Source organism: Burkholderia sp. A2 (genome assembly GCF_001729305.1).
Classification (GTDB): Bacteria; Pseudomonadota; Gammaproteobacteria; order Burkholderiales; family Burkholderiaceae; genus Burkholderia; species Burkholderia sola.
The window spans coordinates 35,296-55,804 of the sequence record NZ_LZXX01000082.1; the positions used below are offsets into that span (position 1 = coordinate 35,296).

Consider the following 20,509-nt stretch of genomic DNA (forward strand, 5'->3'; position numbering starts at 1 on the left):
CGGCATGGACGGGTATCGAGATGTCGGCGGATGTGCCGTGCTCCGGCGCATGCACCGGCGACAATGCGCGCTACCAGCCCGCCGCCGCCCGTGCCTTCAGACACTTGAACCCCAGCCTCACGGCTCCGACGCCGCCCGCGACCGGAATTCGCGGCAACAGAAACGGATCGTCGTTCGCACCGGCACATCCGCGCCGGGTCGTCGTCGCATTGCCGTAACCGGCAGCGATGACCTGATCGCGCACGCGCGCATCCAGATCACCGTACGGGTAGCAGAACGATTCGACGCATTGACCGCTCAGCTTTTCGAGTTTCCGCTTCGATTCGGTCAGCTGAAAGTTCGAGACAGTCGACGGCACATACGACAGCGCGACGTGATCGAGCGTATGCGAGCCGATTTCATGACCGTGATCGCGCCACGCGAGCATGTCCTCGCACGTCATCAGCGGCGAGCGCGCGGTCGGCGCGCCCGCGTCCCAGTCGTTCGCGCCCCCGAACCGGCCGGCGACGAAGTAGCACGTCGCGGTGAATCCGAGCGTGTCGAGCACGGGCATCGCGTGCGTGAGCACGTTGAGAAAGCCGTCGTCGAACGAAATGCCGAAGACCTTGCCCTGCCGCTCCCCGCGCAGGTACGGCTGCAGTTCGCGCACGCTCAGGCCGCGATAGCCGAGCCGCCTGAACAGCATCATCTGGCGGCGGAACGCGTCGGGCGCGACGCTCAGGCCGCGCAGCCGGTCGGTCGGCGGCGGCAGCGGGCGGATCTGGTGATACATCAGGATCGGATAGCGGGAGATGCGCGCAAGCATGGGCGGATCGCAGGAAAGCGGGATTACGCGGCCTTGCGGAAAATCCGCAGGGTCTTGAAGTCGCACTCCTGCGTGCGCAGGTCCCAGTATTTCTTCCAGATATTCATTGCCATTTCGTGTTTCTCAACGAGGTCACCCAGCGCGACGGGTTGTGTCGAACCGATTTCTGATAGACGGACAAGGTCGCGTCGATGAACGCGTCGAACGAGAATTCGCGGCGGCCTTTCAGCCGCGCGCTGCGCCCCATCGCCCGGATGCAACCGGGCGCCTGCACGATCGCGCGCAGGATCGCTTCGATCGCCGCGGGCTCGCGCGGCGGGACGACCCAGCCGTCCACGCCCGGTTCGACGTTTTCGGGCAGCCCGCCCACGCGCGTCACGATCGCGGGGCAGCCGAGCGACATCGCTTCGCGGCACGCATACGACAGGCTCTCGTGGTACGACAGCACGAACGACACGTCGATGATCGAGAACGGCGCCCGCACATCGTCGAGCCGCCCGGTGAACGCGGTGCGCGACGCCATGCCGTGCCGCGCGAGCTGCTCGCGCTGCTCGCGGGACGGCTCCGCGCCGACCAGCAGCACGCGAAACCGCTCGCGCTCGGCTTCGGGCAGGCGGCCGAGCGCCGCGATCAGGTCCATCCAGCCTTTTTCGGGCGCGGTGCCGGCGCTGCTGCCCAGCACGATCGCGTCCGCGCCGGCCGCCCCGAACAGCGCGATCTTGCGGCGGCGGATCTCGTCGGCCGCCAGTCGTTCGGCAGCCGGCCGGCGCACGCCGTGCTTGACCACGGTGACGTTTCCGTACGGCGAGCGCAGCGCGAGCATGCTTGCGACGTAGTCGCTGACCGCGATCGTGTGGTCGGTGGCGAGCCGCGCGCGCAGCAGATTGCCGAAGCTGTCGGCGCGATAGGTGTTGTGCTTGGTCAGCACGACCGCGGGTCGATACCGGCAGCCGAGCAGCGCGAGCATCACCTGCCGGTGATCGGCGGACCCGTTCACGTGGATCACGTCGAAGCGCTCGGCGGCGATCCGCCGGCGCAGCCGCAGAATCTCCCGGCACAGCCGGTTCCAGCGCGGCTTGAATTCCATGTCGAAGATCGCCACGTCGGGACTGTCCCGCAGGAGCCGCGACAGGCGGCTGCCTGCCGGCGACGCCACGGTCACGCGGTGATGGCGGCTCATCGCGACCGCGAGATCGCGGACGTAGGTGTCCTGGCCGCCGCCGTAATCGCCGTGGAAGTTGGTGTACAGAATGTTCATCACGATGCGGCTTTTTCCCGGTCATTCATTTCAAAGGATTGCTGATGAAATGAATGACTCGACCTGATGGAAGCAATGACGTGAACGCGGTGCCGCGTTTCCGGCTCGAGATTGCGTGTTGGCGTCAAGCGCCGGCGTCAACGCGAATCATTTCCAAATATTACAGATCGGTTACGTGCCGTAGTGTCGATGTCTGCGCATCTTTGTGAGAATGTGTCGCGATCGCTGCATCGTGTCGCGTCGTGCGCGCCGACACGTCCTTTCCCGACGACATCAGGACGCAAATCAACCCGCGCCGCTTTCAGAATTGAAAGCTGGTGCGCCATTTGCGTTAGAATGCCCCCCCTGTCCGCCCGGGTGACCGCCGGAGACCGCCCGCAGCAGACGGATCGCCCGGATGGCGACACAGGTTTCGATTCGCCGCCGGACGCGAATGATCGGCCCGCCGTTAGCAACATACGCTTTGTAATTTGGACGACTAATGAAGAAGAAACACAACATTACCGGGTACATCGTTGTCGCGATGATTCTTGGTATCGCCGTGGGTTACGCCTGCCATAGCGCGTTTCCCGACCCGAAGATGGCGAAGGAAGTCGCCGGCTACGTGTCGCTGCTGTCCGACGTGTTCCTGCGCTTGATCAAGATGATCATCGCGCCGCTGGTGTTCGCGACGCTGACCGTCGGCATCGCGCAGATGGGCGACGGCGGCGCGGTGGGCCGCGTGGGCGTCAAGGCGTTCGGCTGGTTCTTCATCGCGTCGTTCACGTCGCTGCTGCTCGGTCTGCTGGCCGCGACGATCCTGCAGCCGGGCAGCCACCTGAGCCTGCCGCTGCCGCCGTCCGATGCGGCGCTGAACCTGAAGACGGGCGCGTTCACGCTGAAGGATTTCGTCGTGCACCTGGTGCCGAAGTCGATCGCCGAGGCGATGGCGAACAACGAGATCCTGCAGATCGTCGTGTTCTCGATTTTCTTCGGCACCGCGCTGTCCGCGCTCGGCGAAGCGGGCAAGCGCCTGACCGGCGTGATCGACGATCTCGCGCAGGTGATGCTGAAGGTGACGGGCGCGGTGATGTGGTTCGCGCCGGTCGCGGTGTTCGCGGCGCTCGCGTCGACGATCACGACCGAAGGGCTCGGCATCCTGCTCACGTTCGCGAAGTTCATGGCGAGCTTCTATCTCGCACTCGCGCTGCTGTGGGCCGTGCTGACGCTCGCCGGCGTGACGTTCCTCGGCAAGCGCGCGTTCACGCTGCTTCGGCTGATCCGCGAGCCCTTCCTGCTGTCGTTCGCGACGGCGAGCTCCGAGGCCGCGTATCCGAAGCTGCTGGACGCGCTCGACCGCTTCGGCGTGAACCGCAAGATCTCGAGCTTCGTGCTGCCGATCGGCTATTCGTTCAACCTCGACGGCTCGATGATGTACTGCACGTTCGCGGTGCTGTTCATCGCGCAGGTGTACGGGATCCATCTGCCGCTCGGCACGCAGATCACGATGCTGCTGATGCTGATGGTGACGTCGAAGGGGATGGCCGGCGTGCCGCGCGCATCGCTGGTCGTGATCGCGGCGACGCTCAACCAGTTCAATCTGCCTGAAGCCGGGTTGCTGCTGATCATGGGCGTCGACATGTTCCTCGACATGGGGCGCTCGGCCACCAACGCCGTCGGCAATTCGATCGCGGCGGCCGTGGTCGCGAAGTGGGAAGGGCAGCTCGGCGCGCCGCGCGACGACGACGATTCGGACGGCGCGCGCGTGGCCGAGGTGAAGGTGCGCGAAACGTCGGCATGATGTGTGACAATGCGGCGGTGCAACGCCGCGTTGCCCGACCCGCGGCAAATGATATTCGCCGACCTGGACGCGATACGGATCAGGCCGGCGATTTGCGTCGGGCGCAGTAGCTTTTCCGATACTTCCGAAATGGCATTCGCCGTTTCAATTGATCGACGTCGAATGGGCGGCGATATTCCGGCAGGCGAGTGCCTGATGCTCCCGATTCCCGATTCGCCGCGTAAGTGACCGTTCACTGACGCACGGTGAGCGCGTCGCAAGCGCGGGCGATTCGCAATTTTTTTCGATTTATATAACGCTATTCTCGCCCTGCGCATGATCGAATGCATGCCGTATGTCATACCGACCGCACCGGATGATTCGGGGAAGAATTTACATCTCGCGGACTTCAAGCCATCTGGCCGGCCGATCCCTCGTGTGAACGATTACCCGATTCAGGAGAGCATCCGTCATGGTCGCCAGAAAACGCATCCAGGCTGCGGTCGTCGCCGCGGCGATCGCCGCGCTCGCGCCGGCCGCGCACGCAGCCAACACCACCGACTGGATCGCGAACACGTACGGCACGCTCGCGGCGCACGTCGGCAACGTCGCGCGCGCGATGTGGGTTGCGCCCGAAGGCGTGATCTACACGGCGTCGATGTGGGACGAGGATGAAGGCGGCGTCGCGATCTACCAGAACGGCAAGAGCATCGGCTCGATCGGCGCGCATTCGGAATTCCAGGGCAGCGCGATCACCGGCAATGCAACGTCGCTGTTCGTCGCGCTGCAGCCGGGCAAGACGTACGGCAGCGGTGCGGTGGGGCGCTACAACCGCGCGACCAAGTATCGCGACCTCGTGATCCAGATCAGCGCGGCGACCAACCAGCCGCGCATCGACGTCGTCACCGGGCTCGCGACGGCCGGCTCGCTGCTCTATGCAAGCGACTTCTACGGCAATCGCGTGCGCGTGTTCACGACCGATGGCGTGTGGCAGCGGGACATCGCCGTGTCGGCGCCGGGCGCGCTCGCGGTGGACGGCGCGGGCAACGTGTGGGTCGCGCAGAAGCGTGCCGGCTCGATCGTCGCCTTCAGCCCCGCCGGCGCGTTGCTGAACACAATCCGGATGCCGACCGGTTCGCAGCCGTCGGCGCTGTATGTCGATGCGGCGGCCGGGCAACTGCTGGTGGGCGACGAAGGCCCCGACCAGAACATCAAGCGCTATTCGATCTCGGGCCGGCCCGCGCTGGCCGGCACGTTCGGCGTGCGCGGCGGCTATCTCGACACGACGACGGGCATCAAGGGGCAGGTCGGCGCGCAACGCTTCACGCGAATCGTCGGGATCGGCAAGGACACCGGCGGCAACCTCTACGTGCTCAACAACCCGTGGGGCGGCAGCTGGGATCTCGGGCGCAACGGCGCGACCGACATTCATGCGTACGGCAGCAGCGGCAACCTGCGCTGGACGCTGCAGTCGCTGAACTTCGAAGGCATTGCCGCGCCGGATCCGGTCACGGACGGCGCGCTGTTCTACGGCGGTACGCACATCTACAGCGGCAGCGCGGGCGGCAAGTTCGTCGCGAACACCGTCGATCCGTTCACGTATCCGTCGGACCCGCGCATCGACATGAGCGACACGCAGCGCGACGAGCACTTCGGGCTGCTCACGTCGGTCGGCGCGAACCGGATCCTCGTCGCGGCCGGCCAGAATCCGCCCGTCTTCTACTTCTATCACTTCAACGCGGCGAACGGCTACATCGCGATTCCGGACGGCTCGATTCCCGGCCCCGCGTTCAACACGACGCAGCGCGTGACCGGCGGCTTCAGCGTCGACAGCCAGGGCGGCGTATGGGCCGGGCTCGACAAGACCGGCGCGATCACGCATTACCCGCTGACCGGCTTCGACGCGAACGGCAAGCCGTCGTGGGGGCCCGGCGTCGCGACCCGCATTCCGGCCAGCATCCAGCCGCTGACGCGCATCGTCTATCTCGCGGACAGCGACACGATGGTGCTCGCGCAGGGCGCGGTCGGCAGCAACGACTGGACGTCGATCGGCACGCGCATCGAGGTGTACCACGGCTGGCGCGCGGGCAACACGACGAAGCCGGACCCGGTGATCACGCTGCCGCACAGCGGCGCGAAATCGATCGATGCGGCGGGCAACCACCTGTTCGTCGGCTACTGGTTCAGCAGCAGCGGGCCGCTGTGGCCGAACGTCGACGCGTTCAACCTCAGCACCGGCAATCTCGACACGACGCTGGTCAACGCGAGCCCCGCGACCGTCGATACCAGCAGCGCGATCGATGCGATGTACAGCATCCGCGCGTATCGCCGCTCGAACGGCGAGTACGTGGTGATGAAGAACAACGTGAAGGGAAACAGCATCACCGTGTACCGGTGGACGCCCTGACGGTTTGAACGTGCGGCCGTTTCGGGCAGCGGCCGTACTCGCGAAGTCGTGAAAGCAATCGTGCGCATTTCGCGGGATTGTTGCGCAATGCGCGTGCAATGAATCGCACGCACCCTGCGTGCCGCGCCGTGTCGGGCCGCGTTCCCGAACCTCCCGACGTGGAAATGCGGTTCCGTGCACAATGGCGGCGGCTCCCGCAGACGGTGTGCGGGCGTGCACGATGAACCGGCGCGGCTGCCCCTGCCGCGTTTCTTATGCTCGAAGCGACCCAACGATGAAAATGAAAACGACACTGAACCGCCTGTTGACGATCGCCGTGCTGGCCGGCGCACTGAGCGGCCCCGCCTACGCGCAGACGGCCGCGACCGTCGCGACCGTCAACGGCACGCCGATCACGCAGGCCGACGTCGATACGCTGCTGCGCGCGTCCGGGCAGCCCGATTCGCCGCAGATTCGCCAGGCGATCAAGAATCAACTGATCACGCGCGTGCTGGTTCAGCAGGCGGCCGAGAAGGCGAACTACGCGGACAAGCCCGAGGTCAAGGCGGCGATGCAGCAGGCGAAGGTGACGGCCGAGGTTCAGCTGTACCTGCGCGACAACGTGAAGCCGGAGCCGGTGACGGACGAGCAGGTCAAGGCGCGCTACGACGAACTCGTCGCGGCGCTCGGCAAGAACGAATACAAGCCGCGCGTGATCGTCGTCAAGGATGCGGTGGCAGCGGCGACCGTGCTGAGCGAGCTGAAGGCGGGCAAATCGTTCGACGGGCTGGCGCGCCAGTACAGCCTGGCGCCGAGCCGCGATACCGGCGGCGAGCTGCCGTGGGTGAGCTTCAATACGCCGGCGGCGGAGGGCAAGACAGCCGGGTTGCCGCTGCCGGTCGCGCAGGCACTGGAGAAACTGCCGGTCGGCGCGGCGACGAAGGACTCGATTCCGGTCGATGGCGCGCGGGTGATCGTGAAGCTGGATGCGAAGCGGCCGACGCAGGTGCCGGGTTTCGAAACCGCGAAGCCGACGCTTCAGCAGCAGTTGCAGGCGATCGCGGCCGAGAAGGCGAGTGCGCAGATGATCGGCAATCTGCTGAAGGACGCGAAGATCACGCAGTAACGCGAAGGCGTCGAATCGCCGCGCGTCACGCGCGCCAGATCATGTTCGCGCTGGTGTCGGTCTCGGATGCGACGCGGAAGCCGAGCCGTTCGTAGAGCCGCCGCGCCGGATTGCCGTGCAGCACGCTGAGCGACACCGGCACGTGCATGCGTGCCGCGTCGGTCAGCAATGCGTGCAGCACGGCCTCGCCGATTCCGTGGCCCTGGCGCGCGGGGAGGATCTGGATCTGATGGACGTGCCATTCGCCGGCGTCGCGCGTCACCTTCAGCAGGCCGATGGGGGCGGCGCCTTCGCAGACGATCATCGCATCGTCGAAATTCGCGCGGATGCGCCGGTCGTGCGCTTCATCGTCGATCGGCGCGCCGACGCGCTGCAGGTGCTCGGTCATCGTGAGTCGACGGAGCGTCAACAGGAACGGGAGGTCTTCCCGAGACGCAGCGCGCAGATGGATCGCCGGTTTCATGAGTGGTGAGCGGTTGCGTCGGGCGCGAGGCCACGGCGTGGATCACAGGCCCGACAACGGAATCTGCAGGCCGGCCGGACGATGTTCGAGGACATTGGTGACCTCGTATTCGGTTTTTGCTCCGTCCGAAGTTTGCCACTGCTGCATACGGACATTGCACAACAGCACGTCACCCTTGCTGAAACTGATCTGGCTGTTGTTCACGCGCGACAGGAAGCCGGCATCGGTGATCGTCGCGTGAATCGTCGACGTGCCGTCGTACAGGCGCCACTTGTTATCGTCCGTGAATGCGAGCGACACGATCGAGAACGCCATCTTGCGATGCTCGTCGAGCAGGAGCGCATCGGTTGGCTCCGGCGCGTGAAACCATGCGATCTCGTTGCGGGCGACCGTCTCATACACCTCGGTATCGGTGCCGGCCGCGAAAATCTCGATGCCTTCGTGCGCGAGCGGCGCAAGCACTTGCGCGGTTGCGCGGCGAACGCGGACGTCGCGTAGCAGCGTGAGCACGGACAGATCGATTTCGAGTGTGTCGCCGTCGACGTGCAGCACCGCGGTGTGGTCCTGCATCCGCACGTGCGTGATCTCGCGCCCACGCAGCCATTTGAGGACGGCGAAAAGCCCCTTCCTCGCCCTGGGCGCGGCGATGCCGAGCGCGGTCAGGATCGTCACCGCATTGGCGAGCGCCGTGCCTTCGCTGCCGCTCAGCATGTCGCGCATGCGGCCGAGCAGCGACGTCGCGAGCGTGAAGTCGACGCCGAAGCTGCCGGTCTTGAAGCTGCCGCGCACGTTGACCTGCGGCCGGACCCGATCGCCGCATAGTGCGCGCGTCGACGCGTCGAGCAAATCGCCGAAGGCGAGCAGCGCGGGCGCGAGTTCGCGCACGTCCATCTCGGACGATTCGAGCGTGGGTCCGTCGTACGTGATGCGAAATCGGCTCATGGCGTCGAAGGGGTCGATATCGGCCGGGTCGGTACGGTTTCCATTGCGTTCGGTCATGTCGAGTGCTGGCAGGAGAGGGGGACGATACCCGAAACGAAGACTTTCGGATGTCCTTCATGTTGAACGCGAATGACCGTTTGTGCGCGATTTTGGCCATCCGGGCAAGGCGGCTTTCCGACATGTCCCGATAGCGCCAGGCAAGCAACGAACTTTGCCGATCCCGGGCATGCGGTGAGGCCGGCGATGGCGCGGAGGAGGGCGTGGCGGGATCTGGATGCGAATCGATGCCAGATTGCTGCAACCAAGAATCAGCTGGAAGCGCTGTGCGCGCGGATCGAACACGGTGAATCATCCGATCGCTTGCTGGCGGGGCAGCAATCACGTGCCGTTACGCACGTTCATCGTGAGCGGCCGAATCTTGCGGCGCGCGGCGAGTTCGATCAATCGTACTCGACCCGGGATGCGAAGGCCGGATATTGCCGCGCCATGTCCTGCAGGCAGTCGCGCATCAGCTTCGCGTCGCGGGGAAAGCGGCGTTCGAATTCCGACCAGCCTTTCAGTCGAAGAACGAGCGGCATATCGACCAGCGCGGTAATGGCGTCCCGGAACGCATCCCAGTTTCTTCCATACCAATCCGGGAAACTCAACTGCTTCATCAGCCGCACGTGCAACTGTTCGGTCGATTCGATATCGTCGAGTTCGATTTCCACCCGCGTGTCGCGTGCCATCATGTTCTCCGACGGACAGTCGCGAAACATTCAATTCATTTCGCGCTCCGTACCGAGCATCATAGCGCGCGCTTCCGGCGGCCGTGCAATCCGCTCCCGAACCGCCGGCGCCGCCAGGCACGTGGCGACGGCCTCATACCCCGGCGCACCGGGGTAAGGCGCCACGCGCGCAGGCGGGCTGTGGTTGGCCGGGCATAACAGGATGGTTTCGTCGGGGCCGACCGCAGCGAGATCGAGGATCGCCGACGAGCGCGTCAGCAGGAACAGCGGACGCATGCCGGCGGCCGCGCATGTGCGCAGATGCGCAATCAGCGCCCGTTGCGTGGCCTGATCGAGGCCCTGCTCGATCATGTCGACGATCCGCACGCGCGGGCCTTCCGCTTCGAGGCTGACGAGCAGGGCGGTCAGCGCCGCCGACGGCGTCGCGCCGTTGCCGGCGAGTAACGCCGCGGTGCGGTCGACGCGCAACTTCAGTTCCGGATCGGCGCGCAATGCATCGAATGCCGCGGCACAGTCGTCGTCCAGCCGATCGAGGCCGACGAACACGGCGCCGGGCAACGCATCGGCCAGCCGAAGCGCGAGCCGCGTCTTGCCGCTTCCCAGCGAACCGATGATGTAGTTCAACGGCCGGATATCGCGACACTCGAACCGTTCGCCACCCCAGGGCCACGGCAGGTCGAACGCAACACCCGCGCTGCCAGGGTCGACCAGCCGCGTCAGTTCGCCGTCTGTCGGCATCCGCCCCCGTGCCAGGCCGGCACGCATCGCGCGCACGCTGTCGAGCTTGCCAACGAGATCCCGAATCCCGCGATCGAGCGCCGTTTCGTGAGCCGCCAGCGCGGCATCGAGACGGCGCGCGTCGCCGTCGAGCACGTTCGCCACCTGCGCGAGACCGAGGCCGAGCTTGCGCAGCGCCGCGATGTCGGCGGCGCGGGCGAGATCGTCCGGGCCGTACGCGCGGTATCCGGCCGGCGTGCGTTCGGGCATGACGAGGCCGTGCCGCTCGTACAGCCGCAGCGCCTTGATCGAGATGCCGAGTCGGGCGGCGGCGGCCGATGCGTTCAAGCGGAGTGTGTCCGTACCCATCCGTCACCTCTTTGCTGTCGATTCGTTGCGGTCAGCATAAAGGCGATCCCAAGGGCCGGGTCAAGCGCGATCGCGCTAACGCTCAATCGGCGGCCGCGAATTCGTCGCGCAGCGCGCGATACAACCGTCGATAGCGCGCGAGCCGCCCCGCGAGCAGATCGACCGACGCGGGATCGGGCGCGACCGTCTCCGTGACGGGCGGCGCGACACAGACTTCCTCCAGGCTGTCGTTCGTCGCAGCCAGCCGTGCGAGCCGCGCGGCGCCGAGTGCCGCGCCGACCGCGCCATCCGCATGGCGCTGCATCGCGAGCCCGGTCGCATTCGCGCACAACCGCGCCCAGAACGCGCTCTTCGAGCCGCCGCCGATGAACGACACCGCGTCGAGCGTCGTGCCGGCCGCGCGCAGTGCGTCGTAGCCGTCGGCCATCGCGAACGCGACGCCTTCCATCACCGCATACGCGAGGTCGTCCGCATCGTGCTCGTTCGACAGTCCGAAGAACACGCCGCGCGCATGCGCATCGTTGTGCGGCGTGCGCTCGCCGCCGAGATACGGCAGGAACAGCGGCGCGCGGGCCGGATCGGCGTGTTCGGCGCGCGCGGCCAGCGCGCCGGGCGTCGTGCCGTGCGCACGCGCGAGCCAGTCGAGGCTCGCGGCCGCTGACAGGATCACGCTCATCTGGTGCCAGCGCCCTTCCACGCAGTGGCAGAACGCGTGCACGGCGGCGTCCGGGTTCGGCGCGAAGCGGTCGTTGCCGGCGAACAGCACGCCCGACGTGCCGAGCGACAGGAAGCCGCTGCCGGCGCCCGTGGCGCCCATGCCGATCGCGGACGCCGCGTTGTCGCCGGCGCCGCCGGCGATCGTTACGGGCTCGGCGATCCCCCATTCGCGCCGCAGCGCGTCGCGCAACTGCGCGGCGGCCGCGTTGCCTTCGACGAGGCGCGGCATCTGCGCGCGCGACAGCTCGGTCGCGGCGAGCATCCGGTCGGACCAGTCGCGGCGCGCGCAGTCGAGCCACAGCGTGCCCGACGCGTCGGACATATCGGACACGAACTCGCCGGACAGGCGCCAGATCAGATAGTCCTTCGGCAACAGCACCTTGTGCACCGCACGAAACACGGCCGGCTCGTATTTCGCGAGCCACAGCAGCTTCGGCGCGGTGAAGCCGGGCATCGCCATGTTGCCGGTGATCGCGCGCGATTCCGGCACCAGCGCCTCGAGCTCGACGCATTCGGTGCCGGCGCGCGTGTCGTTCCACAGGATCGCGGGGCGCAGCACCTGGTCCGCGCGGTCGATCAGCGTCGCGCCGTGCATCTGCCCGGACAGCGCGATGCCGCGCAGCGCGGCGAAGCCGGCCGGATGCGCGGCGCGCACCGACGCGATCGCGTCGAGCATCGCGTGCCACCATGCCTGCGGGCTTTGTTCGGACCAGTGCGGATGCGGCCGGCTGATCGACAGCGTGGCCGCGCCGGTCGCGAGGGGGACCGATCGGGAATCGGTGAGCAGAACCTTGACCTCGGACGTGCCGAGATCGATGCCGAGATATGTCACGTATGAAGCGTCCTGTCTGGGGCGCGCGGCGGCGCGCGTCGCGGGGGCGGCGCGTCGTCGCGGCCGTGCGGTTCGTTGAGCCGGTGCAGCGCGCGGAACTTCGACGGCGGCACCTGCTTCATCGCGAGAAACTGACGGTTGAAGTTCGACAGGTTGTTGAAGCCAACCCGGTAGCAGATGTCGGTCACCGTCAGGTCGGAAAACATCAGCAGCTCGCACGCCTCGTTGATGCGCAGCCGGTTCAGGTAGCGCACGAACGACGAGCCGGTGTGGCGCCGGAAAAACCGCGTGAAGGTGCTGACGCTCATGCCGGCGAACGCGGCGACGTCGGTTTCGCGCAGCATGCCGGGCAGGTTCTGCTGCAGGTACGACAGCACCTGGTTGATGGTCGACGACATGTAGTGCTGCGCGTCGCTGCGATAGCCGGGCCCCGCGAGCACGCGCCGCTCGCGGCACGACGACAGCCGGTCGAACAGCGACATCAGGATCTCGACGCGCCGGCAGCCGTGCGCGTTGGCGAGCTCGAGCATCAGCGGCGCGACCTCGAGGCCGATGCGGTCGGGAAACTGCACGCCGCGCGCCGCGTCGTCGATCAGCTCGATCACCGGCTGCAGCTCGCTGAATGCGTCGACCATCTTCTCGATCGCATCGCGCGAGAACTGCAGCACGACGTCGCGCGACGGCACGCGTTCGCCGTCGGCGAGCTCGCTGACCCAGTTGTGCGGCAGGTTCGGCCCGGTGACGATCAGGTTGCCGGGCCCGAAATCGCCGATATGGTCGCCGACGAACACCTTGCCGCGCGACGCCTGGATCAGGTGAATCTCGTACTCGGGATGGAAGTGCCACTTCGCGACCGAATGCGGATAGTCGTGGACCCACGCGCGGAACGATTCGTCGCGGTGGGTGGGAACGATCTCGAGATCCGGGTTCATCGTGTGCTCCGTCGGGGCGTGCCGGCGTGCTACGGACGGGACATCGACCAGCCCGTCGCGGCAGGCGGCGTGGCGCGCGTCGCGGCCGCCGGCGGCGACGCGTGCGCGATCGGGTTCGCGTTCGCGTCCGGCAGCGTGACGTTGCGCTCGGTGCCGGCGTCGAACAGATGCAAGGCTTCTTCGTCGAAGCGGAACGCTACCACGGCGCCCGGCGCCGGGGCCATCGGGGCCGGCACGAGGGCCGCGCACGGCTGGCCGCGCCAGTCCAGCGTGACGAGCGCCTCGGCGCCGAGCAGCTCGACGAGTTCGACCGTGCCGGTCAGCGTGAGCGTGCCCGGGGTCGGATCGCCTTCGGCGACGAGTTGCAGGTGGTTCGGGCGGATCGCTGCCTTGACCTGCTGGCCGTGCTGCAGCCGCGCGAAGCGTGCAGACGCGAGCGGCCAGCGTGCGCCATTGCAGTCGAGCAGCACGTTCGTGCCGATGCGCTCGATCGTGCCGTCCGCGAAGTTCATTGCCGGCGTGCCGACGAACCCCGCCGCGAATACCGTGTGCGGCTGGCCGTACAGCTCGGCCGGCGTGCCGATCTGCTCGATGTGGCCACCGCGCATCAGCACGACGCGATCGGCGAGCGTCATTGCTTCGAGCTGATCGTGCGTGACGTACAGCGTGGTCGTCTTCAGTTGCCGATGCAGCCGCTTGATGTCGCCGCGCAACTGCGTGCGCAGCTTCGCGTCGAGGTTCGACAGCGGCTCGTCGAACAGGAACACGGCCGGCGTCTTGATCATCGCGCGCGCGATCGCCGCGCGCTGCTGCTGGCCGCCCGACATCGCGCGCGGACGGCGGTCGAGCAGCGCGTCGAGGCTCAGGATGCGCGCGACGTCGCGCACGCGGCGGTCGATCTCGCCGGCCGGCACCTTCAGCCGCCGCAGGCCGAACGCGATGTTGTCGTACACCGTCATGTGCGGGTACAGCGCGTAGTTCTGGAACACCATCGCGACATTGCGCTCGCGCGACGGCAGGTCGTTGACGACCGCGTCGCCGATCACGAGCTCGCCGCCGGTGATCGCCTCGAGGCCCGCGATCATCCGCAGCATCGTCGACTTGCCGCAGCCGGACGGGCCGAGCAGCACGATGAATTCGCCGTCGGCGATCTCGAGGTCGAGCGGATGCAGCACGGCGGGGCCGCCGTCGTAGTGCTTCGACAAAGCGTGGCAGACGATTCGGGCCATGGCTCAATCCATTTCGATCTGAATCTTGACGTCGCTGGGCTGCCCGCTCGCCGCTTCCTCGAACGCGCGCACGCCTTCGGAAAACGGGAACGTGCGCGAGATGAACGGCTTCACGTCGATCGCACCGGATGCGATCAGCGCGAGCGCGCGCGGGAAGATGTTCGCGTAGCGGAACACCGATTCGATGCGGCCTTCCTTCGCCTGCAGCGCGACCACGTCGAGCGGTACCGGTGCGACCGGCATCCCGATCAGCACCGCGCAGCCGCCCGGGCACATCAGGTCGACGAGGCCCGCATACGCGTTCGCGCTGCCGCTCGCCTCGAACACGACGTCCGCGCCCCAGCCGCCGGAGGCTTCGGCCACCGCGTCGGCCAGCGGCCGCGTACGCACGTCGACGGTCGTGACGGCCGGGTTGCCGGCGAACAGCGCGAGCTTGTCCGGCACGACGTCGGCGAGGATCACGCGCGCGGCGCCGCCGGCGAGCGCGGCGAGTGCCGTCATCGCGCCGATCGTGCCCGCGCCGATCACGACCGCGAGGTCGCCCGGCTTCATCGCCGCCTTCTTCGCGGCCTGCAGGCCGATCGACAGCGGCTCGACGATCGCGCCTTCGGCGAACGACACGTTGTCGGGCAGCCGGTACGTGAACGCGGCCGGATGCACGACGAACGGCGTCAGGCAGCCGTGGATGGGCGGCGTCGCCCAGAAGCGCACGTCGGGGTCGAGGTTGTAGAGCCCGCGCAGCGTCGCGGGCGAATCGAGGCGCGGCACGCCCGGCTCCATGCACACGCGATCGCCGACGCGCAGGTGCGTGACGCCGGCGCCGGTCTCGACGACGGTGCCGGACGCTTCGTGGCCGAGCACCATCGGCGCGTCGACGCGGAACGGGCCGATCCCGCCGTGCACGTAGTAATGCACGTCGCTGCCGCAGACGCCGACCGTATGAACCTTGATCCGGACGTCGCCGGGGCCGACCGCCTGCGGCAGGTCGATGTCGCGCAGCGCGAGTTCGCGCGTGCGTTCGAGGACGAGTGCTTTCAACGTGTTCTCCTTATTTTCCCTTGACGATCGAATTGAGCAGCCGGCTCAGCATGCCGACGAAGACGAGCGGCGGCAGCGCGAGCAGTACCGTCGACGCGTTGATCACGCCCCACGGCACTTCCTGGCCGAGCGACGTGAACGCGGACGCGACCACCGGCAGCGTCGCGCTGCGCGACGAAGTCAGCGCGAGCGCAATCATCAGCTCGTTCCACACCAGCACGAAGCTGAACACGATGCCGCCGAGCAGCGTGCTCGCGCACACCGGCAGCGCGATGTGCCAGAACACCGCGTACGGGCCGTAGCCGTCGAGCGCGGCGGCTTCCTCGATCTCGCGCGGCAGCCGGCGGAACACGGGAATCGACAGCCACGTGATGGTCGACAGCGTGACGAGCAGGTACGTGACGATCATCGACAGCTTCGTGTCGTACAGCCCGAGATCGACCCAGATCGCGATCAGCGGCAGCGCGACCGCGACGGGCGGCAGGAAGCGCAGCGACAGCAGGAAGAACTGGATGTCGCGCTTGCCGCGTATCGGGTAGCGCGCGATCGCATACGCGGCCGGCACGCCGAGCACCGCGCCGATCAGCACGGCCGCGCCGACGATCGCGATGCTGTTGCCGAGCCCGATCAGGACCTCGGGGCTCGACAGCACCTGCTCGTAGTTCGCGAGCGTCGGCGTGAAGAAGAAGCGCGGCACGGGCGTGACGATGTCGAGCAGGTGCTTGAGCGAATTGAGCACGGCCCAGAACAGCGGGAACGCGGCGACGAGCAGGATCGCGCCGGCGATCGCGACGGTGGAAACGTTGGCGGCACCGCGCCGGGCCATCAGTCGTCCCATTTGTTGACCCTCTTCCAGATGAGCGTGAACACGAGCGTGGTCGCGACCATCATCAGCACGGCCATGCCCGACGCATACGACACCTTGCCGGCGAGGCCGATGCCCTGCTGGTACGCGTAGAGATCGAGCGTCTCGGTCGCGATGCCCGGGCCGCCCTTGGTCATCACGTAGATCAGGTCGAACGAGCGCAGCGACTCGACCATCTTGATGAATACGAGGCTCACGAGCGGCGCCTTCAGCATCGGCAGCGCGATGTACGCATGCACCTGCCACGTCGTCGCGTAGTCGAGCCGCGCGGCCTCGAGCGGCTCGGGCGGCAGCGTTTCCAGCAGCTTCAGGATCACGACCGCGAAGAACAGCCCCCACTGCCACACGTCGACGAGCGCGACCGCGTACAGCGCGAGATGCGGATCGGCGAGAAACGCGGTGTGCTCGACGCCGAGCGTGCCGAGCAGCCAGCTCAGGATGCCGGTGAGCGGCGCATACATGAACTTCCAGATGAACGCGGCCGACACGCGCGGCAGCAGCACCGGCATGATCAGCACCAGCGACGCGAGGCGGCGCCAGGGGCCGTGCACGCGCTCGAACAGGAACACCGCGAACGCGATCCCGACGAGCACCGCGCCCGCGACCGTCACGACTTCCCACAGCACCGACACCTCGATCGCGTTCAGGAAGCGCCGGTCCGACGCGAGCCGCACGAAGTTGCGCAGGCCGACGTATTCGCTGTCCGGGTAGCGCAGCACGCGGTTGCGCAGCGCGAGGTTGATCGCGGCGATCGTCGGGACGAGGCTCAGGACCGCGAGCAGCGCGAGCGTCGGCGCGAGGAACACCCACGGCAGGCTCGTGCGGTCGCGGCGCGCGCGGCGGTGCGGCGCCGACGGTGTGGAAGGGGCCGGGCGGACGCCGAGCGCGCGTCCGCCGGCGCCGTCATTTGCGAGCGCCATGTTCGAGCGCGTCCTTCGCGTACTGGTCCGCGTCGTCGAGCGTGCCGCGGATATCCGTCTGCGTGCCGGTGAATACCTGTTCGAGCGCGATGCCGAGGTTGTCGCCGATATCCGGCCACTGCGGCGTGCGCCAGATCGTCACCTGCGTGACGGGGTTGGTGTCGTTCAGCCCGGCCTGGATCTGCGGCGCGACGTGCTGCTTGAAGTACGGGCTGCCGATCGTACTCGAGCGGTTGTAGTCGCTGAACACGCCGTTGCGCAGCCGCGCCTGTTCCTGGTCCTTGCTGGTCGCCCATGCGATGAAGCGGCCGGCGGCCATCCGCGTGCAGTCGTCTTTCGCGCCGACCGCCGAGATCGCGAAGCCGTGCCCGTACGCGGCCGACGGCAGCGGTGCGGGGGGGCGTGTGTAGCCCACCTTGCCGGCCACGCTCGACTTGCTCGTATCCTCCATCCAGTCCGCGAACGGCGTTGATTCGATCATGAACGCGACCTTGCCCGAGCGGAACGCTTCGAGCGCGTTGCTCCAGTCGTAGGTCGCCGAGCCCGGCGGCGCGTACTTGAACAGGTCGCTGTAGAGCTGCGTGGCCTTCACCGCGCCCGGCGAATTGAACGCGGGCTGGCCGCCCTTGTCGGTCCATGTGCCGCCCATGCCGAGCATGAACGGCGACCAGCGCCACACGTTCATCCCCGAGCCGCGCTGGCCGCGTGCGACCCAGCCGTACAGCTTCGGCGGTGCGTTGAGCTGCTTGATCGCGGCGACGAGCTGGTCGAGCGTCTTCGGCACCGGAATGTGCGCGGCGTCGAGCAGGTCGCGGCGATAGAACAGGAAGTCGCCGCCGCCGATCAGCGGCGCGAAGTACGCGACGCCGTTGTAGCTCGCGACCGCCCGGCGGCCGGGCAGGAAGTCGTCGTAGTCGTATTCCTTCGGGTAGTACTTGAGGAGCGGCGCGATCCAGTTGGCCGACGCGAATTCGGCGACGTTTGCCTCGTCGACGTAGTAGATCTGGTAAGAACCCGCGCCGGTCGACGCGTCGAGCCGCGATTTCGCGCGGCGGTCGTTCTCGCCGAAATAGTTGATCTCGACCTTCGTGCCGCTTTTCTTCTCGTAGTCGGCCAGCGATTTCTCCATCACCGACAGGCCGAGGCTCTTCTGCGCGAGCACGCGGAGGGTTGGTACCTTGCAGGTTTGCGCGGCCGCGACGCCCGGCAGACAGGCGCCGAGCAGCAGGCCGGCTGCGACGATTCGCATCTTGTTCACCCGTGTCTCCTTGATTCTGCTTGTTCGAATGCCGCCGATGACGGCAGGAACAATGGTGTGACGCGGGCGATGCGATCACCACATCAAAAGAGTTCGCGGACCGATACTTTTTGCTCAGGGTTCGTCGTGCGATGCACAAAATGTGGTGGTCGGGCGGCGATGGGCTGTTTCTCACCGTGCCGTGTATCTGGGAGAGATGCCGGGTTCAGCCCGCCGCGCGAACAGGTCGGGCTGAACCGCGCGCGTGAGCGGCGAGGCCCGCGCGTTACGCCGGGAAGCGCTCGCCTTCGGGCGCCGGCGCGAGATCGTCGGGCCACCGCACCTCGAACCGCGTGCCGCCCGCGCCGGTCGGCACGCACAGCGCTTCGCCGCGATGCGCATGCGCGATCGCCGCGACGACCGCGAGCCCGAGGCCGGTGCCGGTGCCGCCAGGTTGCGATTCGTCGACGCGCCGGAACGCCTGGAACACGTGCGGCGCGAACTCGGCCGGGATGCCCGGGCCGTCGTCCTCGACGCGCAGCCGGCACATGCCGTCTTCGATGTGCGTCTGGATCCGGATCGCGCCGGGCACCGCGTGGCGGCGTGCATTTTCCAGCAGCGCGAGCAACGCCTGGCGGATGCGGACCGGGTCGCAGCGCATGCGCCGCGGGTCGAGATCGAGCACCGGATGCTGGCCGGCGGCCAGCAGCGCGTGCGCGAACACGTCGACCACCGCGCGCACGTCCGCGGCGAGGTCGGTGTCGCGGATCTCGATGCTCAGGTGGCCGCTGTCGGCGAGGCTGACCACGCGCAGATCCTCGATCAGCCGCGTCAGCCCTTCGACCTGCGCGAGCAGGCTGCGGTACAGCGTGTCGCTCGGCGTGAACACGCCTTCGGCGAGCCCCTGCAACCGGCCGCGCAGCACGGTCACCGGCGTGCGCAGCTCGTGCGCGATCGCCGCGTTCCAGAAGGTTTGCTCGTCGGTCACGCGCTGCAGTTCGCTCGCGAGCGCGTTGAAGTTGTCGGCGAGCAGCGCCGCTTCCTTCAACGACCGGTCGCCGGCGACGGCGCGCGCGCCGAGATCGCCGCGAGCCACGCGGCGGATGCTGTCCGTCACCGAATTCAGCGGCACGAGGATGCGGCGCGACAGGTTGATCGCGACGATGACCGCGATCAAGAGGCCGACCAGCGTGGTCGAGATGATCCACACCCACTCCGGCCCGCTCGGGAGCCAGCTTTGCGGTTGGAACGACTGCGGCGAGTACTGGTACAGCAGGTAGTAGAACGCATAGGCCGTCACGACGATCAGCACCGTGATGCCGAACGCGATCGCGCCCATCGTCAGCGCGATCTGGCGGCTCAGGCCATCGAGTCTCACTCGCCGCTCCACAGTTTGTAGCCGACGCCGCGCACGCTGGCCGGCACGCCCGCGACGCCGAGATCGTCGAGTTTCTTGCGCAGCTTGCTGACGTGGCTGTCGACCGTGCGCTCCAGCGCGTCGCCTTCCGGCAGGCAGGTCGCCATCAGCTCGGCGCGGCTGAACACGCGGCGCGGGGCGCGCGCGAGTTGCGCGAGCAGCTTGAATTCGGTGAGCGTCAGCACGAGCGTGTGGCGCGCGCCGTCGACTTCGACCGTCGCTTCGTGATGCTCGAGATCGATCTCGAACGGCGCGGCGCGCAGCACGCGCTGCTCTTCCTGGCGCGAGCCTGCCATCGACCGGCGCAGCACCGCTTGCGCGCGCGCGACGACTTCGGCAGGGTTGAACGGCTTGACCACGTAGTCGTCGGCGCCGATGCGCAGCCCGGTCAGCTTGTCGATGTCCTGGTCGAGCGCGGTCAGCATGATGACGGGCGTGTCGCCGCGGTGGCGGACCTCGGCGAGCACCTTCCAGCCGTCGACGTGCGGCATCTGCACGTCGAGCAGCACGAGGTCGGGCTTCAGCGACAGGTGGAGTTCGAGCGCACGGCGGCCGTCGGCGGCGTGCACGGTGCGCAGGCCGCTGCGCGCGAAATAGGCGGTCAGGATCTCGGCGATCTCGGGTTCGTCCTCGGCGATGAGGACGAGCGCTTGCGCGCCTTGGCCGGCGCCGGGAGAAGAAGAAAATTCGGGCATGGCCACTCGTTCGGATTCAGCGGGGTTCCATCGAATCGCCATACTACCGTACGGTTCCGGCGGTCGAATGGAGA

At 67.5% G+C, this 20,509-nt stretch carries 18 protein-coding genes; 3 read left to right on the plus strand and 15 right to left on the minus strand.

The window, feature by feature from the left end:
- Window positions 1-70: 70 nt before the first annotated feature.
- Window positions 71-805, minus strand: a complete 735-nt coding sequence (locus tag A9Z05_RS07350) for a polysaccharide deacetylase family protein (RefSeq protein WP_069617517.1) — start codon at window positions 803-805, stop codon at window positions 71-73.
- A 103-nt stretch (window positions 806-908) separates the two neighbouring features.
- Window positions 909-2,063 carry a glycosyltransferase gene (locus tag A9Z05_RS07355; RefSeq protein ID WP_069617518.1) on the minus strand — a complete coding sequence of 385 codons (1,155 nt, stop codon included), beginning with the start codon at window positions 2,061-2,063 and terminating at the stop codon, window positions 909-911.
- Window positions 2,064-2,544: 481 nt separating this feature from the next.
- Here A9Z05_RS07355 and A9Z05_RS07360 point away from each other — a divergent pair, with 481 nt between their 5' ends.
- The 3 genes from A9Z05_RS07360 (at window position 2,545) to A9Z05_RS07370 (ending at window position 7,334) form a co-directional block, all read left to right on the plus strand.
- Window positions 2,545-3,843, plus strand: a complete 1,299-nt coding sequence (locus A9Z05_RS07360) for a dicarboxylate/amino acid:cation symporter (protein ID WP_069617519.1) — start codon at window positions 2,545-2,547, stop codon at window positions 3,841-3,843.
- Window positions 3,844-4,294: 451 nt separating this feature from the next.
- Complete coding sequence (locus A9Z05_RS07365; protein ID WP_069617520.1) at window positions 4,295-6,229, plus strand: SMP-30/gluconolactonase/LRE family protein; 1,935 nt, start codon at window positions 4,295-4,297, stop codon at window positions 6,227-6,229.
- 274 nt (window positions 6,230-6,503) lie between these two features.
- Window positions 6,504-7,334 carry a peptidyl-prolyl cis-trans isomerase gene (locus A9Z05_RS07370; protein ID WP_069617521.1) on the plus strand — a complete coding sequence of 277 codons (831 nt, stop codon included), beginning with the start codon at window positions 6,504-6,506 and terminating at the stop codon, window positions 7,332-7,334.
- Between the two features lie 25 nt (window positions 7,335-7,359).
- On the opposite strand, the gene A9Z05_RS07375 is transcribed toward A9Z05_RS07370, so the two are convergent.
- The 13 genes from A9Z05_RS07375 to A9Z05_RS07435 form a co-directional block, all read right to left on the minus strand.
- Complete coding sequence (locus tag A9Z05_RS07375; RefSeq protein WP_069617522.1) at window positions 7,360-7,797, minus strand: N-acetyltransferase; 438 nt, start codon at window positions 7,795-7,797, stop codon at window positions 7,360-7,362.
- A gap of 42 nt (window positions 7,798-7,839) precedes the next feature.
- Window positions 7,840-8,796, minus strand: coding sequence for a hypothetical protein (locus A9Z05_RS07380; RefSeq protein WP_084044159.1), 957 nt, complete (start codon window positions 8,794-8,796; stop codon window positions 7,840-7,842).
- Window positions 8,797-9,179: 383 nt separating this feature from the next.
- Window positions 9,180-9,449: a barstar family protein gene (locus A9Z05_RS07385; RefSeq protein WP_256121884.1), complete on the minus strand. Its 270-nt coding sequence runs from the start codon at window positions 9,447-9,449 to the stop codon at window positions 9,180-9,182.
- Between the two features lie 48 nt (window positions 9,450-9,497).
- On the minus strand, window positions 9,498-10,553 hold the full coding sequence (locus A9Z05_RS07390) for a MerR family transcriptional regulator (protein WP_069617523.1): 1,056 nt from the start codon (window positions 10,551-10,553) through the stop codon (window positions 9,498-9,500).
- 82 nt (window positions 10,554-10,635) lie between these two features.
- On the minus strand, window positions 10,636-12,102 hold the full coding sequence (gene xylB, locus A9Z05_RS07395) for a xylulokinase (protein WP_069617524.1): 1,467 nt from the start codon (window positions 12,100-12,102) through the stop codon (window positions 10,636-10,638).
- Window positions 12,099-13,034 carry an AraC family transcriptional regulator gene (locus tag A9Z05_RS07400; RefSeq protein ID WP_069617525.1) on the minus strand — a complete coding sequence of 312 codons (936 nt, stop codon included), beginning with the start codon at window positions 13,032-13,034 and terminating at the stop codon, window positions 12,099-12,101. Before A9Z05_RS07400 ends, xylB begins: the two co-directional genes overlap by 4 nt.
- A 29-nt stretch (window positions 13,035-13,063) precedes the next feature.
- Complete coding sequence (locus A9Z05_RS07405; protein ID WP_069617526.1) at window positions 13,064-14,263, minus strand: ABC transporter ATP-binding protein; 1,200 nt, start codon at window positions 14,261-14,263, stop codon at window positions 13,064-13,066.
- A 3-nt stretch (window positions 14,264-14,266) separates the two neighbouring features.
- Window positions 14,267-15,301 (minus strand): NAD(P)-dependent alcohol dehydrogenase, encoded by a 1,035-nt coding sequence (locus A9Z05_RS07410; protein ID WP_069617527.1) that lies wholly within the window; start codon window positions 15,299-15,301, stop codon window positions 14,267-14,269.
- A 10-nt stretch (window positions 15,302-15,311) separates the two neighbouring features.
- Window positions 15,312-16,139: a carbohydrate ABC transporter permease gene (locus tag A9Z05_RS07415; protein WP_069617528.1), complete on the minus strand. Its 828-nt coding sequence runs from the start codon at window positions 16,137-16,139 to the stop codon at window positions 15,312-15,314.
- Window positions 16,127-17,086, minus strand: coding sequence for a carbohydrate ABC transporter permease (locus A9Z05_RS07420; protein ID WP_256121888.1), 960 nt, complete (start codon window positions 17,084-17,086; stop codon window positions 16,127-16,129). Before A9Z05_RS07420 ends, A9Z05_RS07415 begins: the two co-directional genes overlap by 13 nt.
- Entirely contained in the window at window positions 17,070-18,335 is a 1,266-nt protein-coding gene (locus A9Z05_RS07425) for a sugar ABC transporter substrate-binding protein (protein ID WP_371090735.1), read from the minus strand. The genes A9Z05_RS07420 and A9Z05_RS07425 overlap by 17 nt, the downstream gene beginning before the upstream one ends.
- Window positions 18,336-18,609: 274 nt before the next feature.
- Window positions 18,610-19,701 (minus strand): ATP-binding protein, encoded by a 1,092-nt coding sequence (locus A9Z05_RS07430; RefSeq protein ID WP_069617530.1) that lies wholly within the window; start codon window positions 19,699-19,701, stop codon window positions 18,610-18,612.
- Complete coding sequence (locus tag A9Z05_RS07435) at window positions 19,698-20,435, minus strand: response regulator (RefSeq protein ID WP_069617531.1); 738 nt, start codon at window positions 20,433-20,435, stop codon at window positions 19,698-19,700. Before A9Z05_RS07435 ends, A9Z05_RS07430 begins: the two co-directional genes overlap by 4 nt.
- Window positions 20,436-20,509: the final 74 nt, after the last annotated feature.